Origin of the sequence: Achromobacter sp. GbtcB20 (genome assembly GCF_019091095.1) — a bacterium.
Lineage (GTDB): Bacteria > Pseudomonadota > Gammaproteobacteria > Burkholderiales > Burkholderiaceae_B > Achromobacter > Achromobacter mucicolens.
The window spans coordinates 1-665 of sequence record NZ_JAGXJZ010000135.1 but is presented as its reverse complement, the minus strand read 5'-3'; the positions used below and the strand labels follow the sequence as shown (position 1 = coordinate 665).

Sequence of the window (665 nt, the reverse complement as noted above, 5' to 3'; positions counted from 1 at the left end):
GCAGCCCCTGAACACGCTGGGAAAGCCGCTGCGCATGTTCTGCGCCGTCACCGCCACGATGGCGGTGCTGCTTGCGCGTCCGCCGCGCCAGGCGCTGTGGTGGGGGGCGATCCTGGGCGCCATCGGCGCCATGTTCTTCATCGGCCACCAGCGCATCGTGCTGGAGATGGAGCGCCCGGGCGGCTTCATGAATGCGATTACCTTCGGCGACATCGCCCTGACCCTGAGCTTGGTGGCGGTGGTGGCGGCGCTCGAATCCCGGCGCGCCGGGCGTTCGGTGCTGTGGCCGCTGATCGGTGGCCTGGCCGGCATCCTGGCGTTGGTGATGACCGGCACCCGGGGCGGCTGGATCGCGCTGGCGCTGGCGGCCATCGTGTGCATGCGCCACGGCCACCTGGCGCGCAGCCGCAACGTGCGGCTCCTGCTCGGCGCCGGCGTGGCGCTGGCGGCCGTGCTCTATTTCGTGCCGGCCACCGAGATGCAGCTGCGCGTCCAGCAGGGGATCGACGACGTGCGCAAGTGGCACAGCGGCGTCGACAAGTTCACCAACGTCGGCATCCGTCTCGAACTGTGGAAGGCGGCCGGCATGCTGATCGCCGAGCAGCCGCTGGTGGGGCAGGACCCGGCCGTCGCGCACGAGAAAGTGGTACGCTGGGTGCAGGAGG

General features: G+C 70.7%; 1 protein-coding gene. It reads left to right on the top strand.

The features are described from left to right. A partial coding sequence (locus tag KVT32_RS28190; protein WP_217619213.1) for an O-antigen ligase occupies positions 1 to 665 on the top strand: 665 nt, incomplete at both ends.